The organism is Chryseobacterium sp. KBW03, from assembly GCF_003852415.1.
Lineage (GTDB): Bacteria > Bacteroidota > Bacteroidia > Flavobacteriales > Weeksellaceae > Chryseobacterium > Chryseobacterium viscerum.
Map to the genome: position 1 here is coordinate 1 of NZ_QAJO01000011.1, position 18,475 is coordinate 18,475.

Genomic DNA, 18,475 nt, shown 5'->3' on the forward strand with positions numbered 1-18,475 from the left:
AGAGAGAAAAATTTTAAACAAAATTGGTTACATTATATCCTTATAAAGTAAAACCAGGAATAATAGTGTTCCTGACTGCTTTTAAGGGTTGATTTTTTTATAAATCGCGCTCAAAAATTCGGCGTAAGACTTTTCCAGTCCAATAATATCTCCGGATTTAAGGTTCAAACCTCCTATTCCTGAGTTATCCGGCTTCACTTTTAAGGATGAAACCTGGAAGTAAAGATTATCATCATCGGCTTTTGGCTGAACTTTTACAGTAGATCCTAAAAGTTTCTTTGTTGAAATGGTATAGATTTCTCCGGGAACAACTTTAATTTTTAAAAATGACCTTGGAGAGATCGTGTAGTCTTTGCGGTTGATACTTATTTTCTGATCTTTTTCAGAGGATGCAAATATATACATATCACCATGCTGAGCGGTCAGCTTTTCTTTAGGGGTATAGTATAAAGCAACTTTATAATTGGCAGCATTGAATTCCTGAGGGGTGCCGTCAACATTTTCGAAAGGTTTTAATTCGAATGTATTGGCACCGATCTCTTTTGCTTTTTTATATACTAAAGAAAATACGAGTGCATCATCTTTTGAAAATCCCTGAACTTCTACTTCTCCTAGATAAACTGCATCGGTACCTGCTTCTTCTTTTTTATGGAAGAATTTATCCGGGTTATCATTTGTTTTCTCAACCTTGGTCAGATAAACATTCTGTGCATTCCACAACTGGATACACAACACGGAAAAGATGATTGCTATATTCTTCATATATGTATTATTGTTGTGAAAGTACATCAACACATTCTTCAAGACTGTTTTCCCAATGTTTGGGCTCTATTTTGTAAGTCTCTTCAATTTTATCCAAAGACATTGTACTTCTCACAGGTCTTTTGGCAGGAGTTGGATACTGTTCGGTTGTTAACGGATTTAGTTTTACTGAGGATTTTGAAAATTCAGCAATTTTTTTGGCAAATTCGAACCATGTTGTTTCCGGATAGTTTGAGAAGTGGAAAATCCCATAGGTTTTGTTTGGAGCTTCAATGATTGCCAGGATTGCTTCTGCAAGATCGGTTGCATTAGTTGGCTGTCCAAACTGATCGGCAACGATTCCCAATTCTTTTTTCTGAGAGAACAAATTCAGCATTGTCTTCACAAAGTTCTTATTGAATTCTGAATACAGCCAGGAAGTTCTTAGTATAATGGTTTTAGGATTGATTTCTAAAGCCAGTTCTTCTCCTTTTCTTTTTGATTCTCCATATACGCCTATTGGATTGGTAAAATCATCTTCAGAATACGGAAGATTCGTGCTTCCATCAAAAACGTAGTCAGTAGAAACATGAATCAGAGTGGATTTGCATTCTACACATGCCTGAGCAAGATGAGCTACTCCATCTGCATTGATGGCAAAAGCTTTTTCTTTATCAGTTTCTGCCAGATCCACTGCGGTATATGCAGAAGCATTGATGCAGTAATCGGGTTTATTATCATAAAAGAAATCGTTTACCTGTTCTTCATTTGTAACATCTAAAGTGGATGAGTCTGTAAATAAGAATTCATATTGATGTTCAAAGTCAGGCGCTATTTTTCTAATGCAGTTTCCCAATTGTCCGTTACTTCCTATTACTGCTATTTTTTTCATTTATCTATTATTAATTTTTAAGTTGATATGTTTGATAAGAACTGTTGACTAAGAATTTTTCGCATTCTGAGTTCTTAAAAACTTTACTCGTGACTGGTAGTCTTTCTGTATTAAATCTACATAAAATTTATCAAAGAGTTCTTTGATCTCTTCGGGATGAACTTCAGATTTTCTGGTTTTAACATTAAAATAAATAACGGTCACCCAAAGTACGGCATGAATTGTCTTTTCATCCAGACTCTTCATCAGAATTTCAACTTTAGCAGTTCTATCCTGCACATCGATGGTTTTGCTGCTGATGACCACCTGCGTGTTGTATCTTACTTCTTTTAAGTATGCTATTTCATTTTGAATGGCAATCCAGGTACAGCCGGTTTTCTTGGTATATTCTTCATAGGTAAATCCATAAAATGTTTCTACATGATCTTCTCTGGCATTGAACATATAATCAAGATATTTTACATTATTCAAATGTCCGATCGGATCGCAGTCACTAAACCTAACTTTAACTGTAGTTGATACTTCTTTTTCCATTCCGCAAAAATAAAAAAACCACCTCTAAAAGAGGTGGTTAGTTTTATAAATCTTTGTTAATTTGCTGAAATTATTGAACTCCTAGTTCTTTCTTCACAGCTGGAGTAGCGTCTGGTCCTGCTTTATAAAGGAATGCTGTTGAATTTGCATCCATAATATAATCGTAACCGTTAGCTTTAGCTACTTTTTCTACTGCATCATTCAATTTCTTCTCAACTGGTCCGAAAGCTACATCTTGTTTAGCTTGTAGATCTTTTTGAGCTTTGTCTTGCATTTGCTGAATTTCTTCAGCTAATTTTTTCATCTCTTCTTCTCTAGCTTTGTTTTCATCAGCTGTCTTTTTTGGTGCTTCTGTCTGATATTGCTGATATTTAGTTTGAGCTGCGTCAGCTTTTTTCTTAATCTCAGCTTGTTTTGTATCTAAGAATGTTTTAAGATCAGCATCTGCTTTCTTTTTCTCCGGCATAGCGTTAAGAACTCCCATTACATCTAAAGTAGCAATTTTTTGAGCTTTTGCCATACCTACAGATACAACCATCATTACTGCTGCAAATAATACACTTAATTTTTTCATAACTGGTAAATAAATAATTTAATTTGTTTTTAGATTTTAAAATATAGCAAAAGTTAATTTGATAATTTATTTTTTGCCTTTGCTATTTGTTTTTTCCTTCTTATCTGTTCCTTTTAGCAGAATAGATAATACTTTCTCGGTGTAATCATATTTTGACTGAAGGAAAATAACACTAATGTTATTGCTTTTATCAAGAACTATGCCCAATCCATTTTTTTCAGACATCGTTTTGATTGCTCCCCAGATCTGATCCTGAAAAGGTAAAACCAGATTTGTTCTCAGTTTTGTAATTTCACCATTAGCCCCAAAACGTAAACTTGTTGTGGTTTTAATATTTTTGTCAAGGTCTACAACTTCTTTTTCTCTAAGTTTAAGCTGATCCCCTATTAATAAAACTTTTTCACTTTCAAAAGCAGCTTTTTTTCTTTCATATTCAGACTGAAGGTTTTGAAGTTCTGACTCCCAGGTATCGATCTGAGAATTCAGTCTTGCTTCCGCTTCTTTATACTGAGGTAATTTATTCAAAATTTCATTAGTATCCACTACTCCTATCTTTTGGGCATTATTAAACCCAAAAAGCAAAAGTAATGCGAATGTGAAAATTATTTTAAAGTGCTTCATATTTCTAATTATAGTGTTTGGTTCATCAAGAAGTGGTTTCTCCATCCAGACTTATCACCTGATAATGTTTTATCCAGACCAAGTGCAAAGTCGAATCCGATCAATCCAAATGCTCCCATATAAACTCTTACTCCAATCCCGACTGATCTTTTCAACTGGAATGGGCTGTAAGAACTCCATGTGTTCCATACGTTACCTCCTTCAGCAAATGTCAGTGCATAGATTTTTGCAGTCTGGCTCATTGAGATTGGGTATCTTAATTCTAACGTGAATCTGTTGTAAATTGTACCTCCTCCTTTTTGAGTAATATCTTCTGCTTCTCCTCCATTTGTAGTCGCATTTTCATATCCTCTCAAAGGAATCAATTCTCTACCGTCATATCTACCTCCGAAAAGACCTGTACCTCCCATATAGAATCTTTCAAATGGCGGAGCTCCCAGCTGACTGTTATATCCGTCCATGAATCCCATTTCAGCAGAAGATCTCAAGACCAATTTTCCAATGATCTCATTGTAAACGTCTGCTTTAAACTTGATTTTATAGAATTCCATCCACTTGTACTTGTCAATTGCAGACATGGTGGAGTAATCTTTCTTCTTAAACAATGAATATGGAGGTGTCAGTTTTGCTGAAAGTTCCATATTGGATCCCGTTGTTGGGAAGATTGGGTCAATCCCTGCTGAGTTTCTACTCAATCCTAAGTTGATACTGAAGTTATTGGCTGTACCATTATTTTCTGTAGTATCACCAAACTGAAATGGATAGTTATTGAAGTCATACTTCTGGAACTGTAAACCAGTGTAAAGAGAGAAGTAATCATCCGGCCAGTTCAATAGTCTGTTTAAACCTACTGAAGCAGAGAAGATGTTCAATTTCTGAGCTGCTCCGTATTGATCTGTATATCTTACTCTGGAGTTGTTCAAACTTACAGAAAGGGCTGTTGGTTTTGTACCAAATAACCAAGGTTCTGTAAATGATACTCCATAGTTCTGGAAGTACTGTCCTGCCTGAACCTGAATAGAGAAGGTTTGTCCATCTCCCTGAGGTACTGGTTTGAAGTCTTTAAACTTAAGGAAATTCCTTAATGAGAAGTTATTAAATGTCAATCCTAAGGTACCAATAAAGCTGTTACCACCGTAACCTGCCTGTAACTGCACCTGAGAAGATCCTTTTTCTACAAGCTTCCAATTAACATCAACGGTGTTATCCTGCTGATTTGGCTGAATATCCTGTCCGATCTGCTGAGGGTCAAAGAATGACATCCCTGCTAAATCGAAATATGTTCTTTTAATTTCCGTTTTCTTGAATAGCTCTCCCGGTTTTGTTCTTAGTGCTCTAAGAATTACGTGGTCATGGGTTGTTGTATTCCCCTGCCAAGTTACTTTATTCCAAGTAGCCTGTTCTCCTTCATTAATTCTAACTTCAAGGTTTACGGCATCTCCTGATACTGATTTTTCAACAGGTGTTACGTTAGAGAAAAGGTAACCATTGTTCATGTAAACAGATTTGATATCTGAATCATCTTCTTTACCACCGTCTTCTCCTACTTTTTTGTTGAATCCTACAGCATCGTAAATATCTCCTTTCTTATATCCTAATAATCTTTGTAAATATTCTGTAGCGTATACTGTATTACCTGTGAACGTAACGTCACCGATGTAATATTTTTTACCCTCGTTAAGTTTTACATTGATTTCGTAGTTATTCCTTTTGTTTCTCCATACTGAGTCTGAAACAATTTTGGCGTCTCTATACCCCAGGGAGTTGTAATAACTGATAAGTCCTTGCTTATCTTCCTGATATTTATCTTCAATGAATTTTGAGGATTTCAAGATACCACCGATACCAAAACGTTTCTGTTTTGTTTCTTTGAAAGCTTTGTTTCTAAGTTTTCTATCGGTTACACTTTCGTTTCCTTCAAATTCAATATGATCAATTTTAATCCTCTTCCCTTTCTCTACATTGATTGTCCAGTCTACTAAAGCAGGGTCTCCTGCATTTACTTTATCCTGAATAGTGATTTTGGCGTCCGCAAAACCTTTTTTAATAAAGTCTTTAGGGACATTGGTTTTAAGGCTTGAAACTAGGTTCTGAGTGATTTTAGTTCCTGGCTTAAGGTTGTTATCCTTTGCCATTTTTTCACTTTTAGATTTACCAATTCCTTTCCCTGCGAATTTAACTTCTCCAAGTTCTTTAAGGTCCTGCAGGTAGAATTTCAGAACGATCGTCTGTCCTTCAATGCTTTGAACATACACTTCCACTTCAGAAAAAGATTGAGTATCCCAAAGTTTTTTAACAGCATTGCTGATTTTTTGTCCTGGAATATCTACACTTTCTCCTTTTGTAAGGCCTGTAAATCTTAAGATCTGAGCGGGTGTATATTTCTTTACCCCATCTACAACGATGTCTTTAAGTGTATAAGTGCCTGCCTCATTTTCTGCGTGAACAGCATTATTTACTTTTGTGCTGTCCTTTGGAGTTACTTGTCCATAAAAATGTGCAGAAGCAGCAAACATAATGATGGGTAATAGTCTAAACTTCATTTTATCGAGTCTTTCTTTTCTAAATTTTATTGGCCTTTTACTTGCTCACCGGTTAAACCGTATCTTCTTTCTTTGTTTTGATAATCAACAATACATTGAAAGAAAATATCTTTGGAAAAATCCGGCCATAGTACATTTAAAAACTGTAATTCTGCATAAGCGATCTGCCAAAGCAGGAAATTGCTTATCCTTATTTCACCGCTGGTTCTGATCAATAAGTCTACAGGAGGAAAATCTTTTGTATAAAGATAATTTTCAAATAAACTTTCGTTAATATTTTCTATCTCTACTTTTCCTTCTTTTACATCAGAACTTATATTTTTTACAGCTTCCAAAATTTCATTTTGTGAGCCGTAGCTTATAGCCAATACAAGGTTTCCTTTTGTGTTTTCTTTTGTAAGTTCTACCACACGTTCCAACTGCTCTTTTACTAAAGTAGGCAGCTTTTCCAAATTCCCTATAACATGCATTCTCAATCCTTTGCTGAAGATCTCTTCTGCCTCTAGCAGTAAGGTCTCTACCAACAGATTCATAAGGGTATTCACTTCTTCACTTGGACGGCTCCAATTTTCTGAAGAGAATGTATACAATGTTAAGTAAGGGATATTAATCTCATTACAAGCATTAATGGCATTTCTAACTGCATTAATGGCATTTTTGTGACCGAAGGTTCTTTCTTCGCCACGAGATTTTGCCCATCTTCCATTACCATCCATAATGATGGCTACGTGTTTTGGTAAATTCTCAGAATTTATTTTATCTTTAATCAACGACATATTATTCACAATAACATGGAGGTCTTCCGAACGAATATGTCAGTCCTAAGCTGAAAGTATTCATCCAGTCATTAGATCTTCCATCTCCAATATTTCTCTTTTTAATAAACTCTGCTTCTCTTTCTTTAGAAACTGCATAGTAATTTCCAGACTGTAATAATGAACTTCCTGTAGCAGGGTCCAAAATATCAGCATTAAAAGAAGTTTTTACATCTTTGGAAAGGATCTTACTGTGATCCAACTGATCCGTCAATGTATATCTGAACGTAGCTTCTGCAAATATAGCCCATGAGTGGTTGAATTTATACTTCAAACCTACCCCAAAAGGAATATGTACTGTTACTTTTTTTCCTAATGAATAATCTGTTTTGGTCGTGAAATCCAATTCATTGATTGGAGCCTGTGCCACCCCATCAGCATCTCTTCTGAAGTCATTCATCAGGGTTGCTTTAGGAGCATCGAACATCAAAGCACCAACGCCACCGAAGATGTAAGGGCTTAGCATGCTGATCTGCTCATTATTTACAGGGAAAAAGTTATATTCAAACATTAAACTCGCCTCATACACGTTATTTTTTCCGTATGAGTTTCTATTTCTTCTATAATCCTCTTTTGCCGCTTTATCACTAAACTGAACCTGGTTGTATCCTAAATCCAATCGAATGGTCTGATGCGGGTTAAAATTAAACCTATATAATAAACCTCCATAAAATGGGATGCCCCAATCTGACACTCTGTTTAAATCCAACGGCTTTTGTAAAATATAATTCGTACTTCCTACATCTCCCACTAGGTTACTCATACCTAGACGAACTCCCAATTCGTTTCTTTGTGCTTTAACACTTACCACTCCAAGGAAGGCAAGGAAGCTAAACAATAATTTTTTATTCATAAAAGAATATGGATTTATGGTTATTTTAAAATTTAATTTTTGCAAATATAAAACTTTTTTATATTAATGATAATCTTAATGTTTAGTTAAAAATAAACAAAAAAACATAATTTGTTATAAAGTAAACGGCAAAGTGGCAAAAATATTCTTTTTTTCATAGAATGAAAATAGCTTACATATGAAAAAACCCCCATTAAATGGAGGTTTAATGCTTTATTTTTTATTAAATAATCCCTGTACTTTATTTCGAATCCTGATCAGCAAAGGTTCTTTATAATTTTTATCTTCATCAAAATAGCCATAACCGTAGCCATATCCGTAGCCGTAGCCATAACCATATCCGTAACCATACCCTTGTTTTGTATTATAGTCATTATAAACAAGTCCTAAATTACTAATTTCATCATTATGATATTTTTCCGTTATCATTTTCAGCATGTACTTTTCTGTGTATTCATGGCGAACAACATAAAGATTAGCGTCAGAATGTTTCATCAATTCATATGAGTCTGCAACCAATCCTACCGGCGGAGAATCTATAATAATGAAATCGTATTTTTCTTTCAGTTCTTCTATAAATTTGATATTTTTCTGACTCATCAAAAGCTCGGAAGGATTTGGCGGGATAGGTCCTGAAGTGGCAACATCAAGATTCGGGATCTTTGTTTTGTTGACAATCTGATCAATTCCTACTTCCCCAGTCAGGTAATTTGAAATACCATATTTGTTATCAATCTTGAAATCTCCAAAGATTTTCGGCTTTCTAAGGTCCATCCCCAATAAGATTGTTTTCTTATCACTTAAACCTATTACAGATGCCAGATTAATTGAAATATAAGTTTTCCCTTCACCACCAATAGATGATGTTATCAGGATGACTTTCCCTTTTTCCTCTTCATTATCCATCAAAAATCTCATATTGGCTCTTATTCCCCTGAAGGCTTCTGATACAGATGATTTTGGTTGTTCCAAAACAGTAAGCATATTTTCATTGCTGTTATTTCCGATCACCCCAAGAAGTGGAATTTTCGTTGCACCTAACAGTTCTTTGATATTTCTGATTTTACTATCAAGCACTTCACCAATCAGGATAAATAATAATGGAAGCAACAGCATTCCTGAAATAATTGCAGTCTTTGCCAGCTTCACATTAGGTCCTATCGGTCTTTGTCCTAAATTCTTAGCCGGGTCAATCACCGTAATATCAGATTGATTGGTTGCCATTCTCATCTGAGTGTCGCCCTGTCTTCCCAAAAGACTGTTATAAGTAGCTTCAATCATATTATATCCTCTCTCTGCATCCATATATCTTCTTTCTTTTTCAGGATAAGAAGTTAAATCAGAATTGGCACCAGCTACTTCACGGTCTATTTTATTAATCTCCTCATAGTATCTGTTATAATAGCTTCTCAAACTATTGGATGAACCCATTTTTGCTTCATCAATAAGTCTGTTGATCTCTCTTATTGGTTCTGATGAAGGCTTATAGATGGCAGCCATTTCAGATCTTTTAGTGTATAGAGCCCTAAGTTCAGAAACTGTTGCTGAAAAAACACCATCTTCAAAACCTGCAGCATTTGTCCCGATCATTTTATCAAAATTCTGAGACTGAAGCGTATTCCTGATATTATTCAAAGAATTGATTTTGCTTAAAACATCTGCTTTTTTAGCTTCAAGTTCTTTTATTTTTTCAAGAGATTTTTCATCTCTGTCTTTAATATTGTAAAGCTTTTCTGAAGTCTTTAAGTAGTTCAGTACGTTTGCACTAGAATCAAGTTTTTTACGAATTTTACCTAAATTATCTTTTAAAAATATATCTGTATTCTTATTAACAATATTTTTATCAGCCAGTCTTTTTTTCTGCAGCTCTGCAACAGATTTATTAAGGAAATTCACAGTACTGTTAAGGTTATACCCTTTTTTAGTAATGATCATAATAGACCTGATTTCTTTATCAAAGTCTACGCCTGTTGTAGAAACGATTTCGTCTACACTCTGGTTTACTGAGTTCAGACTTATGATGATATTATCCAGCTTAATTTTAGAAGTAACAGGGTTCTTAAGCAATCTGAATCTCAGGTTAGGAGAGGTATACCATTCGTTAAGCTTAATCGTTTTATTAGCAGGTCTGTTGTATGAGTTGATGCTCTGAAAACCTTCTACTTCATAGCTATATAAGCTTGTAGTTTCACCTTCTTCAGGTAAAACAACTTCATAATTCCCATCTCCTTTTGGCATCAGAGTAATAGGATAATTGATCTGCTGAAGGTGCTTTTTATCAATCTGAAGAAAGACTGGTGAATCATCTTTGTCCAGATAAGTAGATTTTATAAGCCCTTTGGTAGAATAGTTCACAAAAAGATCTAATTCTTTTACCAAAAATTCGTTATGTGATCTGGATAAAAGCATTTTTTTCAGATAAAGCCCGTCCTGGTTTCCCGTATCTCCCCAAATGAAGTTAATAGACTGGTTAGACTGAGTGGGCAAAAATTCAGAAGCTTTACTGGAAGTACTTAATGACAAGTCTGATGCATAAATATTCTGTGCATAATATTTACTGTATACCCATGACATGGCATATCCAATAATCAGCATGAATACAAACCAGTACCAGTTTTTAAGGATTCTTCTTAAAAAATGTTCTAAATCAAATAATGCAAAGCTTCCGGATTTATCTTTCTGAGAGTTATTTTTCTCTGTATTGGCTACTCTTTCTGGAATCATAATTAAAGATTTTTAAGGAGTAAATAAATAGACAATGCCGTAGTAATTACCGAAACTCCTGTAGTCAAAGTCTGAATAGGATCTTTTCCAAATCCGTTCAAGCTTTTTGCTCTTGTGTTCAGATAGATTTCATCACCATTTTGTATATAATAGTAAGGAGAATTCATAAGATCCTCACGGGTAAGATCTATTTTGGCAATTTTGATTCCTTCAGGAAGTTTTCTGTGGATAACCACTTCTTTTTTATCGATAGTTCTGTTTAACCCACCATTAATTGCCAGTGCTTCAGTAATGGTAAGGGTGTTTTTGTGGGTTACTTTTTCTCCTGAAAGTCCGGTAGTCTCCACATCACCAAGAATATAATAAGTAATACCATCTGTATTCAATCGTACTTCCGACTTACCTTCCTGGAAATTTTCATTTACTTTATCTTGTATTTCTTTTGTAATATCATCAAGCGTTCTTCCTTCTGCTTTTATATATCCTATTCCAAAAATATTGATATCACCATTGGAGTCCACTTTCAATCCATTAAAATAAAAATTCATATTTCCACCTCTACCTCCTCCGGATCCACCACCATTAGCTCCTACATTAACTCCTCCTCCTGATACTGCAGAACTTGTGACCCCTCCGTTGGATAATCCGCCAGAAGTATTGTAAGAGGAGTAAAATTGTGCTGCATCTCCTTTGGGAGTTGTCACAATATTAAGATTGAGGATATCATTTTTAGTAATCCTGTACACGGGAATGTTGTAAGGAACAAGACCTTCTTCGTTAATAACAAGACTTTCACTTGGCTGTAAATACCTCACATCCTTTGTTGTGATACATGAGGTAACTAAAAAGGGGAATATTAAAAATAAATATTTAAAGTTCTTCATCATATATAATATTGTTTACAAAAGTAATATTTAATTGTTAATTTTTATTATTTCTTAATCGATATAGCAAATCTGGCAAATAAGCTCCAAAAAAACCCAAGGAAATGATCACCAATAATAGCATATTCACATTAATATGTCTAAAACAATAGGCTACTCCTACGATCATCATATAGTAAAGAATAATATAGAAAGTAGATCTCCTATGGGTAAGATTCAGCTTTAGTAACTTATGGTGAATATGGTTTTTATCTGCATCGAATGGTGACTTTTTGTTATAGAGCCTCACCAGAATTACATTTAATGTGTCTACGATCGGAAGAATCAGGATCGCAACAGCTACAACAGGAGCAGACTGAAGATGATATCTGGGTACGTCTGCCAGTTTTTTATCAATAAAAATGTCTATGAAACAAATGGAGGTAAATGCCAGTAAAAAGCCAAGTAACATGGAGCCAGTATCTCCCATAAATATTTTACGAGTACGATAATTCGATAGATTATAGTATAAAAATGCCAATACGGTCCCAATAATAACAACGGATAGTACAACCAGAGGATAATTATATTCTCCTAACCTGTAATAACTTATTCCAAATAAAGCACTACAGATTACAGAATATCCGCCTGCCAATCCATCTATTCCGTCTATTAAATTAAAAGCATTGATCAGAATAATAAAAGTAATAATGCTGAACAGAACACTCACAAAATATTCTAATTCATACACTCCAAATATTCCAAATAAGCTTCTGATTCTGATATCTGATCCTATCACCACCAGCGATGACACCACAATCTGTGCAACAAGTTTTTTGTATGCCCTCATTACAACAATATCATCCATTACCCCTACATAAAGCAGGATAATCAATGAAGCAAATAAGAATTTATAGAGGTCAAACAGCTCGTAAGCAAAAATTGAGGCGCAAATTCCTATGGAATAAAATATGGCAATTCCTCCCAGATTGGGAATCTCTCTAAGGTGCGAGCTTCTCATTCCCGGCTCATCCATCAGATTCTTTCTTCTTGAAATCTTAACGATGGTAGGAATAGAAAAAAAAGTAATTAAAAATGAGAATACAAAGCCTAATCCTATTTTTATATAGAAAATAGGTATTCCCGATCCGCTTAAGAACAATTCAAAATTTTTCATTCTTTTTCTTATTCAGCACTTGTATCTTACAATAAAAACTGATAATGCAGAACTTATAAAGAACTTCATCATTGTTTTCTATTGACCGAAACAATAGTACTTACATTTGTGTTTATATCAATTTTCTTATCAATCTTTTCTGCCCGGCAAAAAATAATAGATAAAAAATCTTTTTCTTCAAGGGCAAAGATAAAAGATAATTCTTACCAAAACGACTATACTTCAATATATCTTGAACTTTTATTTGTCTTTTATTCATAAAAAGAATTAACTGATCAGACATGCTATAGAACAATTCTTCTTTTTTCACGAATGCCAGATAGGCCAAAAATGAATAAACTCCTTCAAAAATCTGAAAATTTTTCAATTCCTCTTTTTTGTGGGAATATTGAGATGTGCTGAATATTTTTTCCACATCAACAACGGCTTTCAGCATATCAAGTCCTTTTTCTGTATGGGTCTTTGTAATAGAATCCGAACGCTCCAGATATTGATAATGAAAATTTTGAGTCTGAGCTATCGTTTCACATTCAAGCAGCAATTGTGGAATAAGCTGAATATCTTCAAAATGAATCCCTTTTTTAAATCTTCTTTGATTAAAAAGCTCTCTCTTGAACAACTTATTGCATGCAAAATAGCTGATATCAGAAAACACCGAAAAATTACTTTCAAGAGCTATTTTTTCAGGCATATTGGGAATCTGAGTCAGTTTTTGGGTAACCCTTCCGTTTTCATCTACTTTCTGAATATTACAGATGACCATTTTTGCCTGGTGCTTTTCTGCTAAAAGGAGCATTTCCTCAAACATGGTCTCGGTGACATAATCATCGCTGTCTACAAAACCTATATAATCACCGGAAGCCCTATCAATCCCAAAGTTACGGGCATCACTTAAGCCTCCGTTTTCTTTGGTAAAAGCTTTTATTTTTTCCGGATACCTTTGTGCATATCCTTCAATAATTTTTTCAGAATGATCTCTGCTTCCATCGTTCACTACAAGAATTTCAATATTGGGAAGACTTTGATTCACCAGGGAGTCAAGGCATTTTGTCAGATAATTCTCGACATTATAAACGGGAACAATAATGGATACTCTTGGGGGAACATTTGTCATACATTAAATTTTCGTCAGTCTTGCACTCAGCCATCCTTTCTTAGCTTCATCAAAATCTTTTCTGGAACACGGAATGCAGTTTTCTATATTTTCATCATCACCAAAATACCACAAATTACTGAAAGTATCACGCTTGAATGCATATTGTCTGTCATCTATCAACACATAGAACTGTTCATAATGTCTTTCCTTCGGATGAGAGTACTGAATGTTTATTCCTTCGATCAGATACCACAACATCTGTGCTAACAGCTGGTGGTTCAGTTGATTTTCAGAATAAATATTATAATTAAAAATCCCGACAGACTTCAGATTTTCACTCAATCCGATTTCCTTCATGTAAGCACAAATTTCTCTTCTGTTCAGTCCGTTTACCTGCGGATTCATAGAAAAAGGCTCACTAAAGCTTTCCACAGCATCACAATTTACTGTAACCAGATCTGCTTTTCTGAAGAAAGGTTCTGTTTTTTCTGTAGAATTCATCATCTCCGCAAGACGGATAATATCAAATTCTACTTCTTTGATCAGCCTCACAGAATCCATTTCATTCAAATGTTTCTGGTACCCTAGATGATGGTAATTTTTAATAGAGAAATTCTTGGCTCCGAAAATTTTGCTTAAAAAAGTATGTTCATTGATCGTTTCCCCTTGCTGAAGGGAAATAATATTACTTATCTGGGTATAATTGAGGCTTTTCTTGTGAAAGTTCAACGCAGAAAATACTGAAAAGGCAAAATCATTGGAGCCGCCGATAATCACCGGAATTGCTCTTTTATAATGACATGCCGACAGAACTTCCTGTAAAATATAGTGGGTATCCTGAACCGATTTCCCTGAGACCAAATCTCCAAGATCTACAACAGGAATTTCGAAGTCCATCTGCGAAAGTTTATAAAATTCTTTCCTTACCCCGGTAAAGTCCTGTACTTCCGCATCTCCGCCCGCACCTCGGTAGTCTGATACAAACAAAAGGACAATACTGTCTTCTTTGATATCTTTTGTAATCCGATTTCCTATCTGCCAGCTTTCTGTTTTGAAATTTCTTGGTGAAATGATAAAGTCTTCGAAATCCATATTTTAATTTGAAATGTAATAATTGATTAATTGCTTGATATAACAAACATACAAAAAACATGGGAACTGAGTAGACTGTGGTATATTTTGTTAAAAAAAAAGCATCAACAAATTGTAAACAGTTTTATCCGACAACCTTGTCAAAGTTTAAAACTTTGACAAGGTTCTACAGGTTTCATTTCAAATTTTACGTTTTAAAATGTCAAAAAAAGTTTAATAACTACTTTAGCAGATGAAAATCAATTGAGTATCCTGTGCTTTATAGTTGATTTTTATTGAGATTATTCATAAAACGTTATAAAAACAAATCCGCCTCATGTAGTATATGAGGCGGACTTTTTATTCTAATTCGTGTACTGGCTAATTAGCACTTTCCGAATGACTGACTGATAATTGTGATTCCAGCTATAATAATAGTTACTCTAATTCCTGTTGGAATTCCCCAAGTAGTACAAATAGACAAGCAAGCCTGTCCAGCCGTTCCATTAGGAATACTTAATGGTATGCTGAAACAATATTTTCCAAAGCCTAAAGGTAGGTTGATGCACACTTTGTTGTTCTCAACAGTGATTGAAATACACTCTGCTGTTACAAGTAGATAACCTGCGCTAGTATTAGCAAGGCTTAAATCTGAATCCGCTCCTGATGAACGACGATTTGCCTGACTGTCTTCGTGTGATCTTTTTGCCGCTTCTAATGCGTGTGAAATAGCTTCTTCGCTAAATTTAAATTCTGCCATGATTTTATAGTTTTTGTTTTCTTACTCGTTTGGCTTTTCAGAATCCGCCTCGTTTTTAAAGTGGTTTCTGAACTCCACTGTCTGTAATATTACGATGTAAAACTACAGAATTAAAACACTGTATATCACAGTCTTAGTACGGAATTTTCCATTTGCGTATTTATACCTAGACCTACGTGATAAGCGCACGTGAAGGTTAATTCCCAACAAAGAGAAATTTATTTAATGAGTAAAATGATGCAATTTTTACATTTTTTGAAATAATTATAAATGAAAAGCACAGGTTAAAAAACCCATGCCATCATTTAATATCTGACTTTATAAAAGCAAAAAAAAGCACAGACCAAAATCTGTGCTTTCCTATTCTACTTAAAGACTATTTATTTCTTAGCTGCCGGTTTCTTAGCCGCAGGTTTTTTCGCTGTTGTAGTTGCTTTCTTAGTTGTGGCTGCTTTTTTAGCCGCAGGCTTTTTCTTTTCAGCAAAAGCTTTAGGATCCTGATCGGTAATCCATTTTTTAACCTCATCTAAAGAAAGTTCTTTCAATTCATCAGCATCGTATTTTGTATCGTCTGCTTTCTTTGGAATTTTGAACATTGCTTTTCCGAACTTGATGAAAGGTCCCCATCTTCCGTTTTCAATAGAAATTTTTTCTTTTTCCCACTGTTGGATATATCGGTTGGCTTCTTTTTCAAGCTTTGCATCAATCAGTTCATTGATATCACTTTGAGAAAGATTTTCAAAGTCATATTTCTTTGGAACATTCACAAAAATAGCTTTGTATTTGATAAATGGTCCGAATCTTCCCGTTCCCTTCGTTACCGGCTCCCCTTTATAAGTAGCAATTGGAGCATCAGCAATTTTCTTTTCATTGATGATTTCCTCCGCACGCTTCTGATCTACAGAAAGTGGATCTTCACCTTTCGGAATGCTGATATAAGTTTCTCCCCATTTCACATAAGGGCCAAATCTACCAACACCCACAGAAACTGACTGACCATCAACTTCCCCTAAATCGAAAGGTAATTTGAAAAGTTCCAGAGCTTCATCAAAAGTAATGGTTGCAATATTTTGTCCAGTCATTAATGACGCGAAAACAGGTTTTTCTTCATCATCTGTTTCTCCAATCTGGATCATCGCTCCAAATCTTCCGATTCTTGCATGAACATTTTTACCCGTCTTAGGATCTACTCCTAATAATCGGTCTCCTGTTGCGCGGTCTGCATTTTCTTCTACATCTTCAATTCTTGGGTGGAATTTTGAGTAGAAATTCGTCATCATTTCTTTCCATTTCTGATCACCGCTTGCAATTTCGTCAAAACTTTCTTCTACTCTTGCCGTAAAACCGTAATCCAGGATTTCTTTGAAGTTATCCGTTAAGAAGTCATTGACTACTTCACCGATATCTGTAGGAAGGAATTTATTTTTATCACCCCCGAATTTCTCATCAAGAACTACTTTTTTGATCTTATCATTTATCAAAGACATTTTGATCACTTCACGGGTTTGAGGTTCTATTTCCCTCTTATCCACATATTCTCTGTTCTGAATGGTTTGAATAGTCGGAGCATAAGTAGAAGGTCTACCAATTCCCAGTTCTTCAAGTTTTCTCACCAACCCTGCTTCGGTATATCTTGCACTTGGTCTTGTGAATTTTTCAGTAGCTGTAATGGCTTTATAATTTAATACCTCCCCTACGCTTACTTTGGGCAATAACTTATCGTTGTTCTCTTCATCATCCTCTTCTGTCTTTACAATACCATAAGCTTTCAGGAAACCGTCGAAAATGATTACTTCTCCCTGTGCTTCAAAATGGTGGAGCAATGATGCATTCCCGATCTCGATCACTGTCTTTTCAATTTTGGCATTTGCCATCTGAGAAGCTAGTGTTCTTCTGTATATTAATTGGTATAACTTGTTCAGCTGTACATCTCCTATACTTTTCATTCCGAAATCTGTAGGACGGATTGCTTCGTGAGCTTCCTGTGCTGAAGAAGATTTTGTCGTATAATTTCTTGGAGAAGAATATTCTGCTCCGTATTCTGAAGTAATTTGTCTTTTTGCTCCTTCAATAGCTTCCTGGGAAAGGTTTACTGAGTCTGTTCTCATATAGGTAATAAACCCTTCTTCGTACAGTCTCTGCGCCAGACGCATTGTATTGGTAACATTATATCCAAGCCTTGATGAAGCTTCCTGCTGCAACGTAGATGTTGTAAAAGGAGCCGAAGCCGAACGTGTACCTGGTTTGGTTTCAACATTCAGAACTTTAAATTCTGTAGTTTTTGCCTTCTCAAGGAATTTTTCAGCATCTTCTTCTTTTTCGAAGTCTTTTTTCAGTTTGGCAGCAATTTCCTGCTCTGTTTTATTTAAAAAGATTCCATCAAGTTTAAAGCTCGCTTTTGGAGTAAACTCACGGATCTCTTTTTCTCTTTCAACAATTAATCTTACTGCTACAGACTGTACTCTTCCTGCAGACAGCCCCGGTTTTACTTTTTTCCATAAAACAGGTGACATTTCAAAACCTACAATTCTATCCAGCACTCTTCTTGCCTGCTGGGCATTTACCAGGTTCTGATCAATATCTCTTGGATTGTCGATTGCTTTTAGAATGGCATTTTTGGTAATCTCATGGAAAACAATTCTTTTTCTGTTTTCAGGCTTCAATTTCAATTCATCTGCAAGGTGCCATGCAATAGCTTCTCCTTCACGGTCCTCATCGGAAGCAAGCCATACCATCTCGGCTTTCTTTACTGCGGCCTTCAATTCGGTTACCAATTTCTTTTTGTCTGCTGAAACTTCGTAATCAGGACTGAATGTAGTCAGGTCTATCCCCATCCCCTTTTTAGGAAGGTCACGGATATGTCCGAAACTGGATTTTACTTCAAAATCCTTTCCTAAGTATTTCTGAATAGTTTTTGCTTTGGCCGGGGACTCTACGATTACTAAATTTTTCGACATTCTAACTAAAAATTTTTGCAAAAGTAAAGCTTTTTTATTATATACTTTTTGTTAACCGGGTTTAATTTAACAATCCAGTCAGTTTACATCTTCTTTAAACACCTATTTTCTAAAGAAATAAATCCTTTTGTAGTGTAGGTTTTAGACTGTTATATACATATCAACAAGTAATGATATAGAATTTTTCATCAGCCGTAATAGATGCAAGAAATATGTTCATCAATAAAAAAACTGAACAACGCCTCTTTTCCACT

15 protein-coding genes are annotated in these 18,475 nt (G+C 35.1%); all 15 read right to left on the bottom strand.

The genetic code is table 11. The annotated features are described in order from the left end of the window. Positions 1-81: 81 nt before the first annotated feature. Positions 82-762 carry a hypothetical protein gene (locus DBR39_RS18775; protein WP_124535650.1) on the bottom strand — a complete coding sequence of 227 codons (681 nt, stop codon included), beginning with the start codon at positions 760-762 and terminating at the stop codon, positions 82-84. Between the two features lie 7 nt (positions 763-769). Continuing rightward, on the bottom strand, positions 770-1,633 hold the full coding sequence (gene rfbD / locus DBR39_RS18780) for a dTDP-4-dehydrorhamnose reductase (protein ID WP_103231398.1): 864 nt from the start codon (positions 1,631-1,633) through the stop codon (positions 770-772). A 48-nt stretch (positions 1,634-1,681) separates the two neighbouring features. Beyond that, positions 1,682-2,167 carry an acyl-CoA thioesterase gene (locus DBR39_RS18785; RefSeq protein ID WP_124535652.1) on the bottom strand — a complete coding sequence of 162 codons (486 nt, stop codon included), beginning with the start codon at positions 2,165-2,167 and terminating at the stop codon, positions 1,682-1,684. A gap of 70 nt (positions 2,168-2,237) precedes the next feature. After that, the gene (locus DBR39_RS18790; protein ID WP_124535654.1) at positions 2,238-2,741 is read right to left on the bottom strand and encodes an OmpH family outer membrane protein; all 504 of its coding nucleotides are present in this window, start codon (positions 2,739-2,741) and stop codon (positions 2,238-2,240) included. A 66-nt stretch (positions 2,742-2,807) separates the two neighbouring features. After that, the gene (locus DBR39_RS18795) at positions 2,808-3,362 is read right to left on the bottom strand and encodes an OmpH family outer membrane protein (RefSeq protein ID WP_124535656.1); all 555 of its coding nucleotides are present in this window, start codon (positions 3,360-3,362) and stop codon (positions 2,808-2,810) included. Positions 3,363-3,370: 8 nt separating this feature from the next. Beyond that, positions 3,371-5,905, bottom strand: a complete 2,535-nt coding sequence (locus DBR39_RS18800; RefSeq protein ID WP_124535658.1) for an outer membrane protein assembly factor — start codon at positions 5,903-5,905, stop codon at positions 3,371-3,373. Positions 5,906-5,931: 26 nt separating this feature from the next. Continuing rightward, positions 5,932-6,681 carry an isoprenyl transferase gene (locus DBR39_RS18805; RefSeq protein WP_103231402.1) on the bottom strand — a complete coding sequence of 250 codons (750 nt, stop codon included), beginning with the start codon at positions 6,679-6,681 and terminating at the stop codon, positions 5,932-5,934. A 1-nt stretch (position 6,682) separates the two neighbouring features. Then, on the bottom strand, positions 6,683-7,573 hold the full coding sequence (locus tag DBR39_RS18810; RefSeq protein WP_103231403.1) for a DUF6089 family protein: 891 nt from the start codon (positions 7,571-7,573) through the stop codon (positions 6,683-6,685). Positions 7,574-7,786: 213 nt separating this feature from the next. After that, the gene (locus DBR39_RS18815) at positions 7,787-10,297 is read right to left on the bottom strand and encodes a polysaccharide biosynthesis tyrosine autokinase (protein WP_124535660.1); all 2,511 of its coding nucleotides are present in this window, start codon (positions 10,295-10,297) and stop codon (positions 7,787-7,789) included. A 2-nt stretch (positions 10,298-10,299) separates the two neighbouring features. Continuing rightward, positions 10,300-11,181: a polysaccharide biosynthesis/export family protein gene (locus DBR39_RS18820; RefSeq protein WP_410494266.1), complete on the bottom strand. Its 882-nt coding sequence runs from the start codon at positions 11,179-11,181 to the stop codon at positions 10,300-10,302. A gap of 37 nt (positions 11,182-11,218) precedes the next feature. Then, positions 11,219-12,337, bottom strand: coding sequence for a glycosyltransferase family 4 protein (locus tag DBR39_RS18825; RefSeq protein ID WP_124535664.1), 1,119 nt, complete (start codon positions 12,335-12,337; stop codon positions 11,219-11,221). A 112-nt stretch (positions 12,338-12,449) separates the two neighbouring features. After that, entirely contained in the window at positions 12,450-13,451 is a 1,002-nt protein-coding gene (locus DBR39_RS18830) for a glycosyltransferase (protein WP_124535666.1), read from the bottom strand. A gap of 3 nt (positions 13,452-13,454) precedes the next feature. After that, positions 13,455-14,525 carry a formimidoylglutamase gene (locus tag DBR39_RS18835; protein ID WP_124535668.1) on the bottom strand — a complete coding sequence of 357 codons (1,071 nt, stop codon included), beginning with the start codon at positions 14,523-14,525 and terminating at the stop codon, positions 13,455-13,457. Between the two features lie 364 nt (positions 14,526-14,889). After that, positions 14,890-15,264: a hypothetical protein gene (locus DBR39_RS18840; protein WP_124535670.1), complete on the bottom strand. Its 375-nt coding sequence runs from the start codon at positions 15,262-15,264 to the stop codon at positions 14,890-14,892. 380 nt (positions 15,265-15,644) lie between these two features. Next, complete coding sequence (topA, locus tag DBR39_RS18845; protein ID WP_124535672.1) at positions 15,645-18,221, bottom strand: type I DNA topoisomerase; 2,577 nt, start codon at positions 18,219-18,221, stop codon at positions 15,645-15,647. Between the last annotated feature and the right edge of the window lie 254 nt (positions 18,222-18,475).